Source organism: Mesorhizobium sp. M6A.T.Ce.TU.002.03.1.1 (assembly GCF_003997275.1).
Classification (GTDB): Bacteria; Pseudomonadota; Alphaproteobacteria; order Rhizobiales; family Rhizobiaceae; genus Mesorhizobium; species Mesorhizobium mediterraneum.
Genome location: NZ_RZTI01000229.1, coordinates 1 through 4,554 on the forward strand (window position 1 = coordinate 1; position 4,554 = coordinate 4,554).

General features: G+C 61.7%; 4 protein-coding genes. 2 read left to right on the plus strand and 2 right to left on the minus strand.

What is annotated here, in order from left to right; genetic code table 11:
• A partial coding sequence (locus tag EOC93_RS32630; RefSeq protein WP_164759378.1) for an FAD-dependent oxidoreductase occupies positions 1-649 on the plus strand: 649 nt, incomplete at its 5' end.
• Positions 650-865: 216 nt separating this feature from the next.
• On the opposite strand, the gene EOC93_RS32635 is transcribed toward EOC93_RS32630, so the two are convergent.
• Positions 866-2,089, minus strand: coding sequence for a DUF459 domain-containing protein (locus EOC93_RS32635; protein WP_095484064.1), 1,224 nt, complete (start codon positions 2,087-2,089; stop codon positions 866-868).
• Positions 2,090-2,206: 117 nt separating this feature from the next.
• Positions 2,207-3,433, minus strand: a complete 1,227-nt coding sequence (locus EOC93_RS32640) for a lytic murein transglycosylase (protein ID WP_126105124.1) — start codon at positions 3,431-3,433, stop codon at positions 2,207-2,209.
• 204 nt (positions 3,434-3,637) lie between these two features.
• Here EOC93_RS32640 and galU point away from each other — a divergent pair, with 204 nt between their 5' ends.
• Positions 3,638-4,552, plus strand: coding sequence for a UTP--glucose-1-phosphate uridylyltransferase GalU (gene galU, locus EOC93_RS32645; RefSeq protein ID WP_185928333.1), 915 nt, complete (start codon positions 3,638-3,640; stop codon positions 4,550-4,552).
• The last annotated feature ends 2 nt before the right edge of the window (positions 4,553-4,554 follow it).

Sequence of the window (4,554 nt, forward strand, 5' to 3'; positions counted from 1 at the left end):
CGTCGGCGGCGAGCCGATCCAATCGGTGGCGTGGCCCTCCCAACCGATCGTCGCCGGCGGCCAGCATGTCGTCGTCGTCGGCGGCGGCGATACCGCATCCGACTGCGTCGGCACCGCGTTCCGCCAGGGCGCCGTCCGCGTCACCCAACTCGACATCCGGCCGCAGCCGCCGGAAAAGGAAGACAAGCTTTCGGTCTGGCCCTACTGGGCAACGAAGATGCGCACCTCGTCCTCGCAGGCCGAAGGCGCCGAGCGCGAGTTTCAGGTGGCGACGCTCGAATTCATCGGCGAGGACGGCGCGTTGACTGGCGTCAAATGCTGCGAGGTCGATGAAAAGCGCAAGCCGGTCGCCGGCACGGAATTCGTCATCCGCGCGGATCTCGCCTTCATCGCCATCGGCTTTGCCGGGCCGGCCGCCGTCGGACCGGTGTCGGAGCTGGGCGGCCAGATGAAGATCGCCATCGACAGCCGCCGCTCGAACAACGTCGAGGCCAATGACCGCGACTATAAGACCAGCGTCGAAAAGCTCTATGCGGCGGGTGATGTGCGCCGTGGCCAGTCGCTGGTCGTCTGGGCGATCCGCGAGGGCCGGCAGGCGGCGCGCTCGATCGACGAGGCACTGATGGGATCGAGCGTGCTACCGCGCTGAGACCGTTTGGAAACTCTACTCCTGCGGCCATCTGAGAGCGTTTTCTGCGCTTCCGGCCTTTGCCGTCCGAAGCACTCATGAGCGGTCGTGGCAGTTAAGGCTACGGCCGGCGTAGGCCGGTGCTCACATACTCGAATGTACGCTCCGCTCCGGTTCTCGAAAACACCCTTATATGACTCACAGCAGCGAGTTTCGAAACGGTCTCCGAGCCTCGTATCAAGGATTGATCGCCGTTGTCGTTTCGTTTGCGGCCGCCGCCGCAGGCTGCGCCCTGGGCGGCCAATGGAAGTCGTCGGCGCGGCCGGGCGAAGCATCTGATGCCTTGCCCTCGACGACGAGTTTTTCGCCGAGCCCGTCCGCCTTTGCCGGCGGCGCTGCGCCGAGAAGCTCCGAACCGCCATCGAGCGCCGGATCGTTGAGCAGCATCGGCACGGTGCGATCGACGGCCATGGGTGCCGGTGCCGGCGCCTCGACGGGAGCGCCCGCCGGCGCATAAGTCGCCGGTGTGCCCGCGGGCGCGGTCATTCCAAGCATCTTCATCAAGGGTTTTTCGGCATAGAAGGCGAGCTTGCGTTTGCCGGCTTTCGACACATAGATGCCGTCGTCGGTGCGTAGGCGCACCGGTTGGCCGTTGATATCAGGCCCACTGGTGACGAAGGCGCCGTCCTCGTCGACGAAACCGTCCCAGATGTCGACGAATTCGCCGCCATGACTTTCGGCCGTCGAGCGGTAGATGTCGTTGAAAGCCAGCATGTCGGAGGTCATCTTCGGCGCCTTGAATGCCGGCATGCCGACCCACAGATACGGTACCTTGGCCGATGCAATGGCCTTGCCGAATGCTTCGGTCCGGCGTTCGTATTCCTTGTCCCAGCCTTCGGACCGCGGCTGTTCGCGCTCATCGTTCACGCGCATTTGCTGCCGATCGTTGGAGCCCAGCATGACGATTACGGCCGCGGGCTTTTCGGTCTCGATCAGCGACTTGATCTGTTCGGGCCAGTTGTAGAAATCGTCACGCACGAAACCGGACGAACCGTTGCTGCGAACGACGATCCTGATTTTGTTGTTTTCGGCAAAGGCGGTATCCAGACCTTCGGCAAGGCCACTCGCCATGAAATCACCGACCACCAGAACGGTGCGGGCATCCGGCGCCTTCTCGACAATGGGGGTTGTCGGCTCAGCCGGCCGGCGCGGCGCGGCGCGGGGCTTTTTTGCCCTGGCCTTCGGCGGCCTGGCTCTCTGAATTTGTCGCGGCGGCGGTTCCACCCGCTCGCTTCGGCGCAGAAACAACAGGTCGCGCAGCGACCAGCCACGCCTTTGTTCTTCCTGCGCTACGGCCGGCGTATGAAAGGCGGCGGCAGTACTGACGGCCAGAACGGCAACAGCCAGAATCAGGATCGGCACGCGACGAAGGATCACCTGGATACGCGCAGCCGAAATCAATCACCCTCTCCATCCCTTAAGAACGCCGGACCCAAGTCCAACCGTGCCGCCGCTCGAGCATCGGATTGCCAACGGTTTTGGGTCCGATGCTCCAGGTTGTTGTCTCCCTATGCGAGGCTAGTTCTGCCTGAGCCATTTGAGCACTTCCATGCTCGGATGTCCGTCCTGGGTCAAGCCAGCCTTCGCCTGGAAGGCCATGATGGCGGCCTTCGATCCCTCGCCGATCTTGCCGTCGAACTTGCCGTCATAGTAGCCGTACTGGGAAAGCCGCTGCTGAAGCTCTTGCCTCTCCTCGAAGGAGAGCTTCGTGAAAGGCCGCTTCCAGTCCTGCACAAGCCCACCATAGCCGGCGATTTCGTCGGCAAGAAGGCCAACGGCAACCGCGTATTTGTCGGCATTGTTGTAGCGCTTGATGACCGAAAAATTCTTGATCATCAGGAAGGCCGGGCCGCCGCGGCCGCCCGGTACTTTCAGCGTGGCCTTCTCCGCACCACTCTTGAAGGGCTTGCCGTTGACACGCGTGACACCCAGCGCTTGCCATTGCGACAGCGACTTCGATCCGGCCGGGAACTTCTTCCCATCGGGAAGGCTGACTTCATAGCCCCAGGTCTTGCCGGCCTGCCAGCCGTTCTTCCTGAGCAGATTGGCGGCCGTGGCCAATGCATCGGGAATCGAATTCCAGATGTCGCGCCTGCCGTCGCCATCCATATCGACCGCATAGGCCTGATAGCTGGTGGGAATGAATTGGGTATGGCCCATGGCGCCAGCCCATGAGCCGCTGAGGTGGCTTTTGTCGATGTCGCCCCTTTGCAGGATCTTCAGCGCCGCGATCAACTGGGTGCGGGCAAATTTCGATCGCCTGCGGTCGGCATAGCCAAGCGTTGCCAGCGAACGCACGACATTTCGCATGACCTCATCGCGCTTGAGGATTTCGCCGTAGTTCGATTCCATCGACCAGATGGCCAGCAGGATGTAGCGGTCGACGCCGTATTTTGCCTCGATCCTGTCCAGCCAAGGCTTCCACTTCCTGGCCATCTGCTGGCCGACAGCGACCGACTGGTCATGGACGCGGTTGTCGAAATAATCCCAGGCGGGCGCGGTAAATTCGGGTTGATAACGCGCTTTTTCCAGCACGACCGGATCGGCATCGCTGATCCCCTGGAACGCCTGGTCATAAACGGCGCCGGAAACGCCGCTCTGCACTGCGGTGGCGCGGAAGCTCGCCACCCATTGCCGGAAGCCGGCGTCGGCAAAAGCAGATCCGGCGGGCATCAGTAAGGCGAGCGAAAGGCTGGCGGCCGCAACGACGCTGGTGAAGCGCTTTGCGGCGTTGCGAACGGACATCTTTTCCTCCTTCATCATCACAGGAAGATCATTCATCGCCGAAGCCGGTTAGCAATTGGTTTACCATAGGTGCCGTTGGGAACGAAAAGCCGCGTCGGTGCTTTACGAACTACAAATTTTTTTCTGACCAGCCGTTCCATAATCCTCGATTCCGGCACGAAAATGTCTCGAAGCGGGATTGCCGAACAGGCTTACAAACGGATAATTGACAGCATGAAGAGAGTTCGCAAGGCAGTTTTCCCGGTCGCCGGTCTCGGAACCCGGTTTCTCCCGGCCACCAAGGCCATACCCAAGGAAATGCTGACTGTCGTCGACAGGCCAGTTATCCAGTATGTGGTCGACGAGGCACGCGAAGCCGGCATCGAACATTTCATCTTCGTGACCGGCCGTAACAAGGCGGTCATCGAGGACCATTTCGACGTCCAGTTCGAACTCTATGACACGCTCGCCCAGCGCGGCAAGAACGACGAGCTCGCCCGCCTGCAGCGGCTGCAACCCTCGCCGGGGCAGACCAGCTTCACGCGCCAGCAGGTCCCGCTTGGCCTTGGCCATGCCGTTTGGTGCGCCCGCGAGCTCGTCGGGGACGAGCCCTTCGCGCTGCTTTTGCCTGATATGATCATGCAGTCGGAAAAAAGCTGCATGAAGGAGATGGTCGAGCTTTATGCCGAGACCGGCAACAACATCGTCGCGGTTCAGGAATGCGACCCCGCCGAGGCCCATAAATACGGCATCGTCGGTCGCGGCGAGGATACGCATCACGGTTTCCGCATCACCGGCATGGTGGAGAAGCCGAAGACCGGCACGGCACCCTCCAATCTATACATCAACGGGCGCTACATCCTGCAGCCGGAGATATTCGGGATTCTCGAGGGCCAGGAAAAGGGCGCCGGCAACGAGATCCAGCTCACCGATGCGATGCTGAAGCTGGAGAAGCAGCAGCCCTTCTATGGCTGCCATTACCAGGGGCGCACCTTCGATTGCGGATCGCCGGAAGGCTTTGTCGAGGCCAACGTCGCCTTCGCACTGTGGCGCAGCGACGTGAACGGGAACATGGCGGGCGCCATCCGCAAGCTTCTCGACGAGTTGAAACCGTCAGAGCAGCGGGGTGCGGCATTCTAGCG